Origin of the sequence: Streptomyces sp. WAC05374, from assembly GCF_004353505.1 — a bacterium.
In the GTDB taxonomy this organism is placed as follows: domain Bacteria; phylum Actinomycetota; class Actinomycetes; order Streptomycetales; family Streptomycetaceae; genus Streptomyces.
In genome coordinates, this window is the sequence record NZ_SMNQ01000019.1 from 107,893 (window position 1) to 123,218 (window position 15,326).

Annotated in this window: 17 protein-coding genes; 5 read left to right on the top strand and 12 right to left on the bottom strand. The window is 72.2% G+C overall.

The features are described from left to right. Positions 1-81: 81 nt before the first annotated feature. The 5 genes from E2B92_RS27320 to E2B92_RS27340 all read right to left on the bottom strand — a co-directional run bounded on the left by E2B92_RS27320 (position 82) and on the right by E2B92_RS27340 (position 6,270). A complete protein-coding gene (locus E2B92_RS27320; protein ID WP_126884698.1) occupies positions 82-1,185 on the bottom strand; it encodes an ATP synthase F0 subunit B in 1,104 nt (367 codons plus the stop codon). A 102-nt stretch (positions 1,186-1,287) separates the two neighbouring features. After that, entirely contained in the window at positions 1,288-1,767 is a 480-nt protein-coding gene (gene coaD / locus E2B92_RS27325) for a pantetheine-phosphate adenylyltransferase (protein WP_185923558.1), read from the bottom strand. Between the two features lie 26 nt (positions 1,768-1,793). Beyond that, positions 1,794-2,378, bottom strand: coding sequence for a 16S rRNA (guanine(966)-N(2))-methyltransferase RsmD (gene rsmD / locus E2B92_RS27330; protein ID WP_126884696.1), 585 nt, complete (start codon positions 2,376-2,378; stop codon positions 1,794-1,796). Between the two features lie 69 nt (positions 2,379-2,447). Next, positions 2,448-4,637 carry an ATP-dependent DNA helicase RecG gene (gene recG, locus E2B92_RS27335; RefSeq protein WP_126884695.1) on the bottom strand — a complete coding sequence of 730 codons (2,190 nt, stop codon included), beginning with the start codon at positions 4,635-4,637 and terminating at the stop codon, positions 2,448-2,450. Positions 4,638-4,683: 46 nt separating this feature from the next. Next, positions 4,684-6,270, bottom strand: coding sequence for a DAK2 domain-containing protein (locus E2B92_RS27340; RefSeq protein ID WP_235024005.1), 1,587 nt, complete (start codon positions 6,268-6,270; stop codon positions 4,684-4,686). 241 nt (positions 6,271-6,511) lie between these two features. On the opposite strand from E2B92_RS27340, the gene rpmB reads away from it, so the two are divergent. After that, positions 6,512-6,697: a 50S ribosomal protein L28 gene (gene rpmB, locus E2B92_RS27345; RefSeq protein WP_064070327.1), complete on the top strand. Its 186-nt coding sequence runs from the start codon at positions 6,512-6,514 to the stop codon at positions 6,695-6,697. Positions 6,698-6,805: 108 nt separating this feature from the next. On the opposite strand, the gene thiD is transcribed toward rpmB, so the two are convergent. Then, the gene (gene thiD, locus E2B92_RS27350; protein ID WP_126884694.1) at positions 6,806-7,600 is read right to left on the bottom strand and encodes a bifunctional hydroxymethylpyrimidine kinase/phosphomethylpyrimidine kinase; all 795 of its coding nucleotides are present in this window, start codon (positions 7,598-7,600) and stop codon (positions 6,806-6,808) included. Then, positions 7,597-8,559 carry a thiamine-phosphate kinase gene (locus E2B92_RS27355; protein WP_126884693.1) on the bottom strand — a complete coding sequence of 321 codons (963 nt, stop codon included), beginning with the start codon at positions 8,557-8,559 and terminating at the stop codon, positions 7,597-7,599. Before E2B92_RS27355 ends, thiD begins: the two co-directional genes overlap by 4 nt. A 203-nt stretch (positions 8,560-8,762) precedes the next feature. On the opposite strand from E2B92_RS27355, the gene E2B92_RS27360 reads away from it, so the two are divergent. Both E2B92_RS27360 and E2B92_RS27365 read left to right on the top strand, forming a co-directional pair. Further along, complete coding sequence (locus E2B92_RS27360; protein ID WP_017947604.1) at positions 8,763-8,996, top strand: Lrp/AsnC family transcriptional regulator; 234 nt, start codon at positions 8,763-8,765, stop codon at positions 8,994-8,996. 20 nt (positions 8,997-9,016) lie between these two features. Further along, complete coding sequence (locus E2B92_RS27365; protein WP_235024006.1) at positions 9,017-9,505, top strand: DUF3515 domain-containing protein; 489 nt, start codon at positions 9,017-9,019, stop codon at positions 9,503-9,505. Positions 9,506-9,646: 141 nt separating this feature from the next. Here the strand turns inward: E2B92_RS27365 and E2B92_RS27370 are convergent, their stop codons facing one another. The 3 genes from E2B92_RS27370 to E2B92_RS27380 form a co-directional block, all read right to left on the bottom strand. Continuing rightward, entirely contained in the window at positions 9,647-10,795 is a 1,149-nt protein-coding gene (locus E2B92_RS27370) for a D-alanine--D-alanine ligase family protein (RefSeq protein ID WP_126884692.1), read from the bottom strand. A gap of 64 nt (positions 10,796-10,859) precedes the next feature. Beyond that, positions 10,860-11,900 (bottom strand): NAD(P)H-dependent glycerol-3-phosphate dehydrogenase, encoded by a 1,041-nt coding sequence (locus E2B92_RS27375; protein WP_126884691.1) that lies wholly within the window; start codon positions 11,898-11,900, stop codon positions 10,860-10,862. Further along, positions 11,897-12,649 carry a lysophospholipid acyltransferase family protein gene (locus E2B92_RS27380; protein WP_126884690.1) on the bottom strand — a complete coding sequence of 251 codons (753 nt, stop codon included), beginning with the start codon at positions 12,647-12,649 and terminating at the stop codon, positions 11,897-11,899. Before E2B92_RS27380 ends, E2B92_RS27375 begins: the two co-directional genes overlap by 4 nt. A gap of 207 nt (positions 12,650-12,856) precedes the next feature. Between E2B92_RS27380 and cofC the strand changes: the two genes are divergently transcribed. Then, positions 12,857-13,543, top strand: coding sequence for a 2-phospho-L-lactate guanylyltransferase (cofC, locus tag E2B92_RS27385; protein WP_133087728.1), 687 nt, complete (start codon positions 12,857-12,859; stop codon positions 13,541-13,543). 10 nt (positions 13,544-13,553) lie between these two features. Next, entirely contained in the window at positions 13,554-13,757 is a 204-nt protein-coding gene (locus E2B92_RS27390; RefSeq protein WP_133087727.1) for a hypothetical protein, read from the top strand. A gap of 85 nt (positions 13,758-13,842) precedes the next feature. Here the strand turns inward: E2B92_RS27390 and E2B92_RS27395 are convergent, their stop codons facing one another. Then, positions 13,843-14,520, bottom strand: coding sequence for an HU family DNA-binding protein (locus tag E2B92_RS27395; protein ID WP_126889604.1), 678 nt, complete (start codon positions 14,518-14,520; stop codon positions 13,843-13,845). 140 nt (positions 14,521-14,660) lie between these two features. Next, on the bottom strand, positions 14,661-14,888 hold the full coding sequence (locus E2B92_RS27400) for a hypothetical protein (protein ID WP_126889605.1): 228 nt from the start codon (positions 14,886-14,888) through the stop codon (positions 14,661-14,663). Between the last annotated feature and the right edge of the window lie 438 nt (positions 14,889-15,326).

Consider the following 15,326-nt stretch of genomic DNA (forward strand, 5'->3'; position numbering starts at 1 on the left):
CGGGCACGCGAGATCGCGGACGTACTCGCGACCGAAGAGCCAGGATACTGGACGCTTCGCTCACAGCCCAATCCGGGCCGGTCAGTGACCCTGGCCGGACCCGTGCCCCTGCTCGTACTGCCGGAGCTGGTCCAGGTCGATCATGCTCGTGTCGAAGAAGCTGGTCTCGTCGAGCGCGGCGGCCGGGGGCTGGGTCGGCTGCGGCGGTTCGTAGGCGTACTGCTGGCCGTAGCCCTGGCTCTGGCCCTGGTCGTAGCCCTGGTAGGCGTACGGGTCCGGCTGGTAGGTGGGCACGGCGTAAGCCGCTCCGGTGGAGCCGGTGCTCGCACCGGGGTAGGCGTCCTGCTGAGGGGGCTGGTGGGGCTGCGGCGGCTGGTGGGGCTGGTACGCGTACGGGTCGGGCTGCTGCTGGGCCGGGATGTGCGCGGCGGCGCTCTGCCGGCCGGGCTCCGGGTCGGCCAGCTCGGCGAGGCCCGCCAGGTAGTCGGCGTCGCTGGTGTGCTGCCGGGTGCCGCCCGCCGCGTCCTGGGCGGCCATGTGGGCGCCGAGGTCGTCCGTGGCGATCCGGCCGTGCAGCTTCTGGCGGCCGCGCCCGACCGCCTCCAGGGTCTTGGTCAGCACGGCCTCGAAGGCGCTGATCTTCGCGTCGACGTACTCGTCGGCACGCCGGACCAGGGTCTGCGGGTCGGCGCTGTACTCGGGGGCGTCCTCGTCGGCGTACCCCTGCTCGTCCAGGCCGGGGCCCCGGCCGAGCAGCTTCTCGCGGCCGCGGTCCACCGAGCCGATGGTCTTGGTGAGGACGACCTCGAAGTTGGCGAGCTTGGAGTCGACGTAGTCGTCGGCCTCGGCGCGGATCTCCTCGGCCTCCCGGCGGGCCTCGGCGAGGATGCGGTCGGCCTCCTCCTGGGACTGGCGGGCGACCTGGGTGTCGGAGATCAGCGAGCCGCGTTCGGCGTGGGCGGCCTCGATGATCCGCTCGGCCTCCTGGCGGGCCTGCTCGACGAGCTGCTCACGGCCGCCGATCAGCTCCTGGGCCTGGGCGAGCGAACCGGGCAGGGCCTGGCGCAGCTCGTCGAGCATCGCGAGCAGCTCGGCCCGGTTGACCACGCAGGAGGCCGACATGGGCATGGAACGGGCGCTCGCGACCGTCTGGACGATCTCGTCGAGCTTCTTCTGCACGTCCACCGTGTGCTCGCCACTTCCTACAGCCGGGTTTTTGGAGACGGACGGCACGACTGTAAGGCCAGTGGGTCCCGCCCGGACACCGGGTGACGGACTGTCAGTCGGTCACTTCTCGCCGAGGCGCCGCACGAGCGCCTCGTGGACCACGGGCGGCAGGAGGTGGGAGACGTCACCGCCCCAGGCGGCGACCTCCTTGACCAGGGAGGAGGACAGGAAGCTGTACGTGGGATTGGTGGGGACGAAGAGGGTCTCGACGCCGGACAGGCCGTTGTTCATCTGGGCCATCTGGAGCTCGTAGTCGAAGTCGCTGACGGCGCGCAGCCCCTTCACGATGGCGGGGATGTCGCGCTCCTTGCAGAAGTCGACCAGCAGCCCGTGGTGGGACTCCACCTTCACGTTGCCGTAGTCACCGGTGACCTGGCGGATGAGGTCCATCCGCTCCTCGACGGTGAACAGGCCCTTCTTGGACTGATTGATCATCACCGCGACGTGGACGACGTCGTACAGCTTGGAGGCCCGGGCGATGATGTCGAGGTGTCCGTTGGTGATGGGGTCGAACGACCCCGGACAGACTGCGCGGCGCAACTGAAGTCCCTCGCTCTCCGAACCGGTCATCGTGCGTCTTCGCACGTAGAGGCGGCGCGACCGTACCAAAACGTTCCCTCGCCGTAGCGACGGGCCCGTAGCGGTTCGAAACCGTCCGGCCAGGTGAATTCCCCGCCCCTGGTGCTGCGCTCCACGGTGACGAGCGCATCGTCGGCGAGCCAGCCTTTGGTGCGGAGTGTGAGGAGGATCTCGCCAAGATCGTCGTCGGAGACGGCGTAGGGCGGGTCCAGGAAGACGACGTCGTACGGGTCGGCGGGCGGCGCACTTGTCACGATCTGTTCGGCTTTGCCGGTGCGGACCTCGGCGCCGGGCAGGCCCAGGCCGCGGACGTTGTCGCGCACCGTGCGGGCGGCCCGCTGGTCGGCCTCGACGAGCAGGGCGTGGGAGGCACCCCGGGAGAGCGCCTCCAGGCCCACGGCGCCGGACCCGGCGTACAGGTCGGCGATCCGGATGCCGTCGAGCGTCCCGAGGAGCGCCTCCCAGGTGGAGAACAGCCCCTCCCGTGCCCGGTCGGAGGTGGGGCGGGTGCCGTTGCCCGGCGGCACGGCCAGGCGGCGTCCGCCGGCCGCACCGGCGATCACGCGGGTCATCTGAGGTCCTTAGCCGTCCTGTGAATGCTGGTGACTCCACGATATGGGCTCGGTGAGGTTGTGCACCGCTCAGCCCTTCTCCAGGTACCGCTCGCGCTCCTTGTCGAGCAGGGCGTCGAGCGCGGTGCGCAGCTCCGGGAGGCGCTCCAGCTCGGGGTCCGCGGCGACGACGGCCATGGCCTCCTCGCGGGCGGCCGCGATGACCTCCTCGTCGTCGATGACGGCGAGCATGCGGAGGCTGGAGCGCACACCGGACTGGGCCTGGCCGAGCACATCGCCCTCGCGGCGCTGTTCGAGGTCGATGCGGGAGAGCTCGAAGCCGTTGAGGGTGGAGGCGACGGCGGTGAGCCGCTGGCGGGCGGGGCTCGCCTCGGGCATCTCGGTGACCAGCAGGCACAGGCCCGGGGCGGAGCCCCGGCCCACGCGGCCGCGGAGCTGGTGGAGCTGGGAGACGCCGAAACGGTCCGCGTCCATGATCACCATGGCGGTGGCGTTGGGGACGTTGACGCCGACCTCGATGACCGTCGTGGCGACCAGGACGTCGGCGTCACCGGCGGCGAAGCGGCGCATCACGGCGTCCTTGTCGTCAGGGGCCATCCTGCCGTGCAGCACCTCGACGCGCAGGCCGGCGAGGGGGCCCTTGGCGAGCTGGTCGGCGACGTCCAGGACGGCGAGCGGGGGCCGCTTCTCGGCCTCGTCCTCCCGCGACTTCTTCTTCGGCTGGTCCTCGTCGTCACCGATGCGGGGGCAGACCACGTACGCCTGGTGACCGTTCTCGACCTCCTCGCGGACGCGCTCCCAGGCGCGCGCCAGGAAGTGCGGCTTGTCGGCGGCCGGGACGACATGGCTGGCGATGGGCGAGCGACCGGCGGGGAGCTGGTCCAGGACGGAGGTCTCCAGGTCGCCGAAGACGGTCATGGCGACCGTGCGCGGGATGGGCGTGGCGGTCATGACCAGCAGGTGGGGCGGCTGCTTGCCCTTGCCGCGCAGGGCGTCGCGCTGCTCGACGCCGAAGCGGTGCTGCTCGTCCACCACGACCAGGCCCAGGTCGTGGAACTGGACCTTGTCCTCGATCAGCGCGTGCGTGCCGATGACGATGCCGGCCTCGCCGGTGACCAGGTCGAGCAGGGCCTGGCGGCGGGCGGCGGCGCTCATGGAGCCGGTGAGCAGCACCACCTTGGTGGCGTGCTCGGCGCCGCCCAGCATGCCGCCCTCGGCCAGCTCGCCCATCATCTCGGTGATCGACCGGTGGTGCTGCTGGGCGAGGACCTCGGTGGGGGCGAGCATGGCGGCCTGGCCGCCCGCGTCGACGACGGCGAGCATCGCGCGCAGCGCCACCATGGTCTTTCCGCTGCCCACCTCGCCCTGGAGGAGGCGGTGCATGGGGTGCTCGGTGGCCAGGTCGTCGAAGATCTCCCCGGAAACCTTTTGCTGCCCCTCGGTGAGGGTGAAGGGGAGCTTGGCGTCGAAGGCGTCCAGCAGTCCGCCCGGCACCGGCCGGCGTGCCACGGCGGGCAGTTGGGTGTCGGCGTACCGCCGGCGGGCCAGCGCGACCTGGAGGACGAACGCCTCGTCCCACTTCAGCCGCTCCCGGGCGTCGGCGATGTCGGCCTTGGTGCGCGGGCGGTGGATCTTGCGCAGGGCGTCGGGGAGGCCGGTGAGGCCCCGCCCCTCGCGCAGCGCGGGCGGCAGCGGGTCGACGGCGTCCACCGCGCTGGGGAGCACCGCGTCGACCGCCTTGGCGATCTTCCAGGACTCCAGCTTGGTGGTGGCCGGGTAGATCGGGATGAGGGCCCCGGCCCAACTGTCCACGGCGCCCTCGCCGTCCTCGCCGCGCAGCAGCTCGTAGGCGGGGTGGGCGAGCTGGGTCTTGCGGTTGAAGACGGACACCTTGCCGGCGAACATCGCGCGCGTGCCCGGCAGCAGGTCCTTGTGCGGCTTGTGGACGCCCTTGCCGAAGAAGACCAGTTGCAGCCGTCCGCTGCCGTCGGTGATGGTCACCTCGAGCCGCTGGCCGCGCCCCTTGGCGCTGTTGAACGTCAGCACGCGCGCGTCCGCGACCCTGGCCACCACCGTGACGTGCTCGTCCAGCGGCAGGTCGGCGAGGGTGGTGAGCTCGCCGCGCTCCGCGTACCGCCGGGGGTAGTGGTGGAGCAGGTCACCGACGGTGTGCAGGTCGAGGTGCTCGGCCATCACCTTGGCGGTGGCGGCGCCGAGCTGCTTCTTCAGTGGTTCGTCGAGGGCTGGCACGCCTCCCATTGCACACCACCGCACTGACATGCGGGGGTACCTGTGGACGGACGCGCTACTCGACGCCGATCAGCAGCAGTGGGGCCTGCGGGCCGCCGGAGTAGACGACCGTGTCCACCGCGAGGTGGGCCTCGCGCACATGGCTCTCCAAGCGGTCCGCGAGGCCCTCGGGGGCGTCGTCCGCGAGGACGAGGGTGACCAGTTCGCCGCCCGCCGAGAGCATGCGGTCCAGGACCGTCCCGGCGGTCGTGGCCACGTCGTGGCCGATCACGGCCACGTCGCCGTCGATGAGGCCGAGCACGTCGCCGGCCTGGCAGACGCCGGCCGAGGTGAACGACCGGTGCTCGGCGACGGCCAGTTCGCCGTACCGGGTGGCGCCCGCGGCGGCGGTCATGGCGACGACGTCCTCGTCGAAGCGCCGGTCCGGTTCGTGGACGGCCAGGGCGGCGATGCCCTGGACGGCGGACCGCGTCGGGACGAGCGCGACCCGGATGCCCTCCGCACGCGCCTGTTCGGCGGCCGCGGCGGCGGTGTGCCGCAGGGCGGCGTCGTTCGGCAGCAGGACGACCTCGCGCGCGCGGGCGCGCCGGACGGCCTCGACGAGCTCGCCGCTGGCCGGCGGCTCCCCGGGCCGGGCCAGCACCGTCGTGGCGCCCGCCTCGGCGCACAGGTGGGCGAGCCCCTCCCCCGGCAGCACGGCGACCACCGCGCGCCCCGCGCGTTCCTCGGGTGCCGTCTCCGTGCCGAAGTGGGTGATCCGGATGCGGTACGGGCGCCCCGCCTCGACGCCCGCCTCCACGGCCGCGCCGGCGTCGTCGACGTGCACGTGGACGTTCCACAGCCCGTCGCCGCCCACCACGACCAGGGAGTCGCCGAGCGCGTCGAGCCGGTCCCGCAGCCGGGCCACGGCCGGTTCGTCGGCCTCCAGCAGGTAGATGACCTCGAAGGCGGGCCCGGCGTCCGCGCAGGGCTCCGCGGCGGCCACCAGGGCGCGGGGCGCGCGGGGCGCCCGTGCGGGGGCCTCCCCGGACACCGCCTCCACCAGGGCGGCCAGCACCGTGACGAGCCCGCGCCCGCCCGCGTCCACCACGCCGGCCCGCTCCAGGACGGCGAGCTGGGCGGGCGTGGCCTCCAGGGCGGCGCGGGCGCCCGCGTGGGCGGCGCGGGCGACGGCCGCCACGTCCTCGCCGCCCGCCGCGGCGGACGCGGCCGCCGCGGCGACGCTCAGGATGGTGCCCTCGACGGGGTGGGCGACCGCCTCCCGGGCGGACGCGGAGGCCCTCCGCAGCGCCCTGGCGAGGTGGTCCGCGTCACGTCCTTCGGCGAGGACCTCGCTCATGCCGCGCAGCAACTGCGACAGGATGGTGCCCGAATTGCCCCGGGCGCCGATCAGGGCGCCGTGCGCCATGGCGCGTACGGTGTCGGCGAAGTCGGGGGCCTCGATGGCCGAGAAGACGGCCTCCACCGCCTGGGAGGCGGATTCGACGGTCAGGTAGAGGTTGGTGCCGGTGTCCCCGTCGGCGACCGGGTAGACGTTGATCGCGTCGATCTCCTCGCGCTCCCGGCCGAGCGCGTCCAGCGCCAGTGAGCACCAGCTCCGGACCACTGCGGAATCGAGCCCCTGCGGCAGGGTCTGCGGCACCTGGTGTCCTCCTCGAGCAGCGCTGACTGCACCGCAGCGTAGACCCCGGGCGGGGCCGGGGGCCCGGGCGGGGGCCGGGGGAACCGTGGTAGTTTCGTTGAACCGGAGCAGTCGTTGTATGCTGCTCCGGTTGCCCGATGAAAGTCGGGCCATTCCCCCGGCAACGCCACTTCAGTCACCAGATCTGATTCCGGCTCGCCGGATTTCACTGTAAGTGCATCTGAAGTCTTTGGAGTGACCCGTGGCTGCCAACTGCGACGTCTGCGGCAAGGGGCCGGGCTTCGGCAACAACATCTCGCACTCGCACCGCCGTACGTCTCGTCGCTGGAACCCGAACATCCAGCGCGTGCGTGCCGTGGTCAGTGGGACGCCGAAGCGGCTCAACGCTTGCACCTCGTGCATCAAGGCCGGCAAGGTCTCGCGCTAACGCCGACGACGGTTCGTCGTAGCGCAGCCTCTGCGGTTGCCTTGAAAGCCGGTCCACCTCGGTGGACCGGCTTTTTGCCGTACCCGCTCCCGTACGGGCCGGCGCCTCCTACCGGAAGCGCCAGCCGTGGTCCACGGGGCCGATCCCGCCGCCCAGCGCGAAGCCGGCCGCGATCGCCCCGGTGACGTACGCCTTGGCCTCCCGTACCGCCTCCGGCACGTCCAGGCCCTTGCCGAGGCCCGCCGCGATCGCCGAGGCGAGGGTGCAGCCCGTCCCGTGGGTGTGCCGGTTGTCGTGCCGGGGAGCCCGCAGCCAGTGCTCCTGGGTGCCGTCGGTCAGCAGGTCGACCGCGTCCCCGGCGAGGTGCCCGCCCTTGATCAGCGCCCAGCACGGCCCGAACTCCAGGACGGCGGCGGCGGCCCGCCGCAGATCGGCCTCGTCCCCGACCCGCACGCCGGTGAGCTGGGCCACCTCGTCCAGGTTGGGCGTCGCCACGGTGGCGACCGGCAGCAGCCGCTCGCGCACCGAGTCCAGCGCCGAGGCGGCGAGGAGGGAGTCGCCGTGCTTGGACACCCCGACCGGGTCGACGACCACGGGCGCGTCCGTCCCGGCCAGCAGCTCCGCGACGGTCTCCACCAGCGCCGCCGACGCCAGCATGCCGGTCTTCACGGCCTGTACGCCGATGTCGTCGACGACGCTGCGGTACTGGGCCCGCACGGCCTCCGCGGGCAGCTCCCAGGCGCCCTGGACGCCCAGGGAGTTCTGCGCGGTGACGGCGGTGATGACGCTCATGCCGTGCACGCCCAGCGCCAGCATGGTCTTCAGGTCGGCCTGGATGCCCGCGCCGCCGCCGGAGTCGGACCCGGCGACGGTCAGGACGGTGGGTATGGCGCGGGAGCTCATTCGCCCTCTCCGAAGTGGTCCCAGCCGCCCGTGGTGTGCCAGGGGGCGCCGTCCACGGTGACCTGGGGCAGGGCGGAGGGGTTGAGGACCTCGCCGATGACCTTCCAGCGGGCCGGGAGTTTCACGTCCGGCGGGAAGGTCGCGACGATGGCGTGGTCCTCACCGCCGGTGAGGACCCACTGCATGGGGTCGACGCCGACGGCCTGGCCGATGTCGTTCATCTGGGTGGGGATGTCGATGAGCCCCGAGCGCAGGTCGATCCGGACCTTGCTGGCCTCGGCGATGTGCCCGAGGTCGGCGATGAGTCCGTCGCTGACGTCGCACATGGCGGTCGCGCCGAGCCCGGCGGCCGCGGGGCCCGCGTGGTAGGGCGGCTCGGGCCGCCGGTGGGCCTCGACGAAGGCGCGCGGCGAGCGGAACCCGCGGGAGAGGACCGCGTACCCGGCCGCCGACCAGCCCAGCCAGCCGGTGTACGCGACGACGTCGCCCGGCTGCGCCCCGGCGCGGGTGACCGGCTCGTGGTTGCGCAGGTCGCCCAGGGCCGTGATGGACACGGTGATCGTGTCGCCGCGTACGACGTCGCCGCCGACGACGGCCGCGCCCGCGACCTGGCACTCGTCGCGCAGGCCGTCCATCAGCTCGGTCGGCCAGGTCACCGGGAGTTCGGCGGGGACGACCAGGCCGAGCAGCAGCGCGGTGGGTACGGCGCCCATGGCCGCGATGTCCGCGAGGTTCTGCGCGGCGGCCTTGCGGCCGACGTCGTAGGCGGTGGACCAGTCGCGGCGGAAGTGCCGTCCCTCCAGCAGGATGTCCGTGCTCGCCACCACACGCCGGTCGGGTGCGGCCACGACCGCGGCGTCGTCGCCGGGTCCGATCCGTACCGCCGGGGTGGAGGTGAGCCGGGAGGTGAGCTCCCTGATCAGCCCGAACTCCCCCAACTCGCCGACAGTGCCCTTCATCGCTGTGCCCCTTCTGCCCCAGTGCGGTTGCGCTCGCGACCCGCCACTGCTGTAGGTACCGTCAAGTAGACCGTCAACCCGGTGCTTCGTGCGCCGGCCTCGCGCGCCACCGGCCGCGCGGGTCTCCCCGCTGCCCGCGGCGACGCGGTACCGTGGCGTCCCTTTCTTCTCCACAAGATCCTCGTGGCCGCCCTGGAGGTTCCGTGGTACAGGCGTACATCCTTATTCAGACCGAGGTGGGCAAGGCGTCGACGGTCGCCGACACCATCTCCAAGATCCCGGGGGTGATCCAGGCCGAGGACGTCACGGGTCCGTACGACGTGATCGTGCGCGCCCAGGCCGACACGGTCGACGAGCTCGGCCGCATGGTGGTCGCCAAGGTCCAGCAGGTGGACGGGATCACGCGCACTCTGACCTGCCCGGTCGTACACCTGTAGCCCCCGTCTACCCTGAGCCGGTGACGTCTTCGCACCGGCTTCGCCGCCTGCCCGCCCTGCCTGCCGCCGTCGTGGCCGCCGCTGTCCTGCTGGCGGTCTCGGGCTGTTCCCGGACGGACGCGCAGGCGTCCGTCGCGGTTCCCAGTCCGTCGTCGGAGGAAGCCGCCTACTGCGGCGCGCTGCACGGGCAGCTTCCGGAGACCGTCACGGGACTGGACCGGAGTGATCCGGAGCCGGATTCCGATCTGACCGCCGGCTGGGGGGACGGGGCGATCGTACTGCGCTGCGGTGTCGCCCGCCCCGCCGGTATGAGCCATGACAAGGCGGACGCGGTCGAGGTCGACGGGGTGGACTGGCTGCTGGAGAAGACCGGGGACGGCGGGACGCGGCTGACCACGACGTACCGCAAGGCCTACGTCGAGGTGACCCTGGACCGGAGCTTCACCGAGGTGAAGCCCCTGCTGGACCTGGCCGCCCCGGTGTCGAGGACCGTTCCGAAGACCCTGTGACCCCCCGGTCGCCGTTCACGGCCGTTCGCGGGATCCGGCTCCGGGCCGGTCCCGCGTCCGCTCGGCTCCGTCCCCGTGATCCGCTCGGCGGGCTGTTCCCCGGCGCCCGGCCGCGGTCCGCGGCCGGGCGCCGGGGGCGTGTCAGCGCAGGCCCGTGGGGCGGCGGAGGGCCGCCTGGATGAGCCGGTCGACCAGCTCGGGGTAGCTGACGCCGCTCTCCTGCCACATGCGCGGGTACATGGAGATCGGCGTGAAGCCCGGCATGGTGTTGATCTCGTTGATGACGAACTCGCCCTCGTCCGTGAGGAAGAAGTCCGCGCGGACCAGGCCCTCGCAGGACGCCGCCTCGAACGCGGCGATCGCGAGCCGCTGCACCTCGGCCGTCTGCTCCGGGGTGATCGGGGCGGGGACGACACCGGAGGCGGAGTCGATGTACTTGGCCTCGAAGTCGTAGAAGTCGTGGTCCGTGACCGGCGGGATCCAGGCGGGGACGGAGGCGCGCGGCCCGTCCTCGAACTCCAGCACGCCGCACTCGATCTCGCGGCCGCTCAGCAGCGACTCGACGATGACCTTGGGGTCGTGGCGCCGGGCCTCCTCGATCGCGGCGTCCAGCCCGGAGGGGCCGTCGACCTTGGTGATGCCCATCGAGGAGCCGCCCCGGGCGGGCTTCACGAAGAGCGGCCAGCCGTGCTCGGCGGCGAAGTCGGTGATCTTCCTGCGCGCGGCGGAAGGTTCCTGCTCCCACTCGCGGGGGCGGATCACCTCGTACGGGCCGACCGGCAGCCCGAAGGAGACGAAGACCCGCTTCATGTACTCCTTGTCCTGGCCGACGGCCGAGGAGAGCACGCCCGCGCCCACGTACGGGACGCCGGCGAGCTCCAGGAGCCCCTGGAGGGTGCCGTCCTCGCCGTACGGGCCGTGCAGCACCGGGAAGACGACGTCGACGTCGCCCAGGACCTTGGGGACCGAGCCGGGCTCGCTGTAGACGACCTCGCGGCTGCCGGGGTCGACGGACAGCACGACGCTTCCCTCGGCGGACTCGGCGAGGTCGTCGACGCTCGGCAGCGCGCGGTCGGCGATGGCCATCCGCTCCGGTTCGTCGGCGGTCAGCGCCCAGCGGCCGTCGGTGGTGATGCCGATGGGCAGCACGTCGTAGGCGTCCCGGTCGATGGCGCGCAGGACGGCACCGGCCGTGACGACGGAGATGGCGTGCTCGGAGCTGCGGCCGCCGAAGACGACGGCCACGCGCGGCTTGCGCCCGGGGCTGGTGGGGAGGTTCTCGCTGCTCATATCGCGATGAGCGTACCTGCTCCCTCCGGCCGCGTCAGCGACCGAGTGGCCCCGGCCGCCGGTGTCAGCGCCGCTCCGGCTTGGCGGCCCGTGACATCAGCTCCTTGAGCGCCACCATCGGCGGCTTCCCCTCGTGGACGATGCCGACGACCGTCTCCGTGATGGGCATGTCGACGCCGTGGCGGCGGGCCAGATCCAGCACGGACTCGCAGGACTTGACGCCCTCGGCGGTCTGCCTGGTGACCGCGATGGTCTCCTCCAGGGTCATGCCCTTGCCGAGGTTGAAGCCGAAGGTGTGGTTGCGGGAGAGGGGCGAGGAGCAGGTGGCGACCAGGTCTCCGAGGCCGGCCAGGCCGGAGAAGGTCAGCGGGTCGGCGCCCATCGCCAGTCCGAGGCGGGTGGTTTCGGCCAGGCCGCGCGTGATGAGCGAGCCCTTGGCGTTGTCGCCGAGGCCCATGCCGTCCGCGATGCCGACGGCCAGGCCGATGACGTTCTTCACGGCACCGCCCAGTTCGCAGCCGACGACGTCGGTGTTGGTGTACGGGCGGAAGTAGGGGGTGTGGCAGGCGGCCTGGAGCCGCTGGGCGACGGCCTCGTCCCGGCAGGCGACGACGGCGGCCGCGGGCATGCGGGCGACGATCTCCTTGGCGAGGTTGGGGCCGGTGACCACGGCGACGCGGTCCTCGGGGACGCCGGCGACCTCCTGGATCACCTCGCTCATCCGCTTGGCGGTGCCCAGTTCGATGCCCTTCATCAGGGAGACCAGGACCGTGCCGGGGGCCAGCTTCGGCGCCCAGGCGGCGAGGTTGCCGCGCAGCGTCTGGGAAGGGATGGCGAGCACGGTGAAGTCGGCGTCGTGGGCGGCTTCGGCGGGGTCCGTGGTGGCGCTCACCGACGCGGGCAGTTCGGTGCCCGGGAAGTAGTCCGGGTTGGTGCGGCCGTGGTTGATGGCGTCGGCGACCTCCTGGCGGCGGCCCCAGAGGGTCACCTGGCAGCCCGCGTCGGCGAGCACCATGCCGAAGGCGGTGCCCCAGGACCCGGTGCCGAAGACGGCTGCCTTGACGGGGGTCCCGCCGGATCGGTCCGCCTGCTCGGGGCGTGTCACTTCGCTTCCTCCCCTGCGGCCCTGCGCCGCTGTTCCAGGCGGGCCTTGCGGTGGTCGTACGGCATGGCGGGGGCCTTCTCGCCCCGGACCTCCTCCAGGAGGGAGGTGATGGCGGCCATGATGGTTTCGGTCGCCTCGCGCAGCACCTCGGGGGTGGGCTCCTTGTCGTAGAACCGGCTGAGGTCGACGGGCGGCCCGGCCTGCACGATCAGGGTCTTGCGCGGGAAGAGGCGGAGCTTGTTCTCCTTGGCGTAGGGCGGCATCGCCAAGTTGGCACCCCACTGGGCGACCGGGATGACCGGCACCTTGGTGAGCAGCGCGACGCGGGCGGCGCCGGTCTTGCCCGCCATGGGCCACATGTCGGGGTCGCGGGTGAGGGTGCCCTCGGGGTAGAAGGCGACGCACTCGCCCCGTTCGATGGCGGCGACGGCGGCGCGGAAGGCGTCCAGCGCGTTGGTCGTCTCCCGGTAGACGGGGATCTGCCCGGTGTTGGTCAGCATCATGCCGACGAACGAGCTCTTGAACAGCGCCGCCTTCGCCAGGAAGCGCGGGACCCGCCCGGTGTTGTACTGGTAGTGCGCGTAGGACAGTGGGTCGAGATAGGAGTTGTGGTTGACCGCGGTGATGAATCCGCCGTCGGCCGGAATGTGCTCCATTCCCCGCCAGTCCCGCTTGAACAGAACCACCAGTGGTGGTTTTGCGATGACCGCCGCCAGGCGGTACCAGAAGCCGATTCTGCGGCGGGACACTCGGACACCTTCCTCTGGGGGGCTTGCCGGGGGTCAAGTGTCGCCCCAGGCCCCTGGTCTGTCGAGAACACCGTACGCCCCGCCTCGGACGCCGACGCTCCGGGTCACGCCGGGGCCGCGCCACAATGGGCCCCGGCGGGCCGGCCCGCCGTACCACCCCGGTACCACCGCCGCACCACCCGGGCGCGGCCACCGCTCCGCCGCCGTATCGAAGGAGGCCCCGCCACGAACGCCGACCCGACCGGCTCCTGGTCCCTGGTCGTCCCGCTGAAGCCCCTTGTCCGGGCGAAGAGCAGGCTCGCCGGCGCCGCCGGTCCCCTGGTGCGGCCACGGCTGGCGCTGGCGTTCGCGCAGGACACCGTGGCGGCGGCGCTGGCCTGCCCGGCGGTACGGGATGTGTCGGTCGTCACGGACGACCCGGTGGCGGCGCTCACACTGGGTGCCCTGGGGGCGAGGATCGTGCCGGACGCCCCGGCCGCCGGCCTGAACGCCGCGCTGGCGTACGGGGCGCGGGCGGTGCGCCTGCGGCGTCCCGGCGCTCCGGTGGCGACCCTGAACGCCGACCTCCCGGCGCTGCGGCCGGGGGAACTGTCCCGGGTTCTGGCCGCCGCCTCGGAATTTCCGCGCGCTTTTCTCGCGGATGCCGCCGAAATCGGTACGACATTGCTGGCGGCGGCCCCCGGAGTGGAATTGCGCCCGGCTTTCGGCGGGGCGTCGCGGCGGCGGCATTTGTTGTCCGGTGCGGTGGAAATACAACTGGACGGCGTCGGCTCCGTACGGCGGGACGTGGACACCGGGGACGATCTGCGGGCCGCCGTGGAGCTGGGCGTGGGGCCCCGCACGGCAGAGCGGTGGGCGGTGGACGCCGGGGCGGCGGGCGGGGCGGGCGGATAAGCTGCCGTTCATGCAGGCGACCGCGTACACGTACGACCCCGACTCCCGCAGCGGGAGTGTGCTGCTCGACGACGGCACCCCGGTGGACTTCTCCGCGGCGGCCTTCGACGCGGGCGGGCTGCGGCTGCTGCGGCCGGGTCAGCGGGTCAGGATCGAGACGGAGGGGCAGGGCGAGGGGCTGCGCATCACGCTGGTGACGCTCCAGACGTTCTGACCGCCGGGTCCGCACGCACCGCGGGCCGGGCTCCCTCTCGGGGAGCCCGGCCCGGCGTGTGAGTGGCCCTGGGGCCTCGTGCCGCTTACTTGCTGCGCGAGGCGGTCTTCTTGGCGGTGGTCTTGCGCGCCGTGGTCTTCTTGGCGGGCGCCTTCTTCGCCGTGGCCTTCTTCGCCGGCGCGGTCTTCTTGGCGGTGGTCTTCTTGGCCGCCGCGGTGGTGGTCTTCTTGGCCGGCGTGGCCTTCTTGGCCGCCGCAGTCGTGGTCTTCTTGGCCGGCGTGGCCTTCTTGGCGGTGGTCTTCTTGGCCGCCGCGGTGGTGGTCTTCTTCGCCGGCGTCGCCTTCTTGGCCGCCGCCTTCTTCGCCGCCGCCGTGGTCTTCTTGGCGGCCGCCTTCTTGCCCACGGCCTTGGAGATGGTGGCCGGCGCGCCCGTGAGGCTGCCCTTGGGCGCCTTCTTGACGGCGACCTCGCCACCCTTGGGGAGCTTCTTCGAGCCGCTGACCAGGTCCTTGAAGCCCTGACCGGCACGGAAGCGCGGAACGGAGGTCTTCTTGACCCGTACGCGCTCACCCGTCTGCGGGTTGCGGGCGTACCGGGCCGGACGGTCGACCTTCTCGAACGAGCCGAAGCCGGTGACCGAGACCCGGTCACCGCCGACCACGGCACGGACGATCGCGTCGAGCACCGCGTCGACAGCATCGGCGGCCTGCTGGCGGCCGCCCATCTTGTCGGCAATCGCTTCTACGAGCTGCGCCTTGTTCACGTCTTCCCCTTCGGAGACATTGCCGGAACGAAAGTGTTCAAGCTTTTCGCACGTTAGGCAGATATATACCGCAAATCAAACACGAAACGGGCTAATCACCCTAGTGCCGCAACGAAGTCGGCCGCCGCGGAGTTCGAGTGTCAGTCCCCTTCAGGGAATCGGCCCTCGTCGAGGTCCTTCATCAGCCGGTCCAGCCGCCTTGCCGCGCCTGCGAGATCGTGCTTCGCCGCAGCCGTGATGGCCAGCAGCTTCCGGGACAGCGTCATCCTTACGCCCTCCGGGACTTGCAGTTCGCGCACACGGGAGTGCGCTTCTTTCAGTCGGGCTGCGACGGCCTGATAGAGCTCGAGTTGGCTGTCGCGTTCCATGCACCGATTGTGCCATCTGGGGCGAGTTGTCGCCTCCGTAGGGGGTAACTGGCCTGCTACTACGGCGTTTCGGGACCTGCGGGCAGTAACGGCCGACAGGCCTGGTCCGACCCGTAATCCCCTTCCCCCGTACGGCAGTTGAAACCTCCCGGCGCGCCCGTCGGGGGCCGTGGAAGGGGGATGCGGGGACGGGCGAGCGATGTCAGCCGGATGGCCCCTTCGGGGGCGGGCAAGGGCACTTTCGGCCATCGTCCCCAGGGCTCTCGCGGCGGAGTTGAGCACCCCGACACGACGGTGCCCCCGGCCGTGGTTCGGACGCTGTTGGTTAATTCCGCCCCGCTGGGCTTCATCCAGCGGGGCGGAGTGCTGCAAAGGGTGAGGTCCGGGTGCGGGCGAGGGGTCTGCCGGTGAGCCAGGCGTCGATGCGGGTGAGGTTGA